A 548-nucleotide genomic window follows, 5' to 3' on the forward strand; every position below is an offset into this window, starting at 1 on the left:
GACAAACTGGGTCTCGCCGAAAACACGGTGGTGATCTACACTTCCGACCAGGGCTTCTTCCTCGGCGAGCATGGCTGGTTCGACAAGCGCTTCATGTATGAGGAAAGCTACCAGATGCCGTTCCTGTGCCGCTATCCGGCGGAGATCGCCGCTGGCCGCACCTCCAGCGACATCGCCTGCAATGTCGACTTCGCCGCGACCTTCCTCGACTGGGCGGGCGTCAGGGTGCCGAGCTACATGCAGGGCACCTCGATGCGGGCGATGCTGCGCGGGGAGACGCCGGAGGACTGGGACCAGCTCGCCTATCACCGCTACTGGATGCACAATGACGAGATCCACGAAGCCTGGGCGCATTACGGCGTGCGCGACCAGCACTACAAGCTGATCTACTGGTACAACAAGGCGCTCGGCCAGGACGGCGCGCGCGAGAACAATGCGCCCCCGGAATGGGAACTCTACGATTGCGACAAGGATCCGATGGAGCTCTTCAACGTCGCAAACGACCCCGCCTATGCTGGGATCTTCAAGGCGATGCTCGAAAAGCTCGA

At 61.7% G+C, this 548-nt stretch carries 1 protein-coding gene; it reads left to right on the plus strand.

Features of this window, described 5'->3' with window-relative positions:
- Positions 1–548 (plus strand): sulfatase/phosphatase domain-containing protein (locus tag HPQ62_RS20950; protein ID WP_174804528.1); only part of this gene is annotated, 548 nt, incomplete at both ends.

This window comes from Martelella limonii (genome assembly GCF_013344475.1).
In the GTDB taxonomy this organism is placed as follows: domain Bacteria; phylum Pseudomonadota; class Alphaproteobacteria; order Rhizobiales; family Rhizobiaceae; genus Martelella; species Martelella limonii.